1 protein-coding gene is annotated in these 388 nt (G+C 46.1%); it reads left to right on the top strand.

The annotated features are described in order from the left end of the window. Nucleotides 1-182 (top strand): NAD(P)-dependent oxidoreductase (locus tag NE664_15530; protein ID MCQ4728044.1); only part of this gene is annotated, 182 nt, incomplete at its 5' end. Between the last annotated feature and the right edge of the window lie 206 nt (nt 183-388).

Here is a 388-nt window from a genome sequence, read left to right as displayed (position 1 = left end):
AACGGCGTGAACATGAACTGAAGAATGTTGTTGATTTCTTACAGAGTGAGATGCTGCCGTATACAATGGCCGAAGCTACTCGGACAAAGCTGCAGTGGCTGGCCGATCATCATGTGAAGGATAACTTTGAATCCGGTGTTGCCCGTGATTGGAAAAAGGTATTGGAGGGCTGGAAGCTGTAACACATACCGGTAAACGTGTTAAAAAGGAGAAGTGAGAGATTTGATAAAGATTAATGTTCCGTTTAGAGACAAAGAATGCAGGCTCAAAGCTGGTGATCTGATTGAGATGAGCGGAAAAATATATTGCGGCCGTGATGCGGTACTCCCGTATGTCGTGGAGCTGGCAAAGAAGGGGGAGTTATCGGAGCATGGTATTGAACTGGACG

Source organism: Anaerotignum faecicola, assembly GCA_024460105.1.
In the GTDB taxonomy this organism is placed as follows: domain Bacteria; phylum Bacillota; class Clostridia; order Lachnospirales; family Anaerotignaceae; genus JANFXS01.
This window is presented reverse-complemented; position numbering and strand designations above follow the sequence as displayed.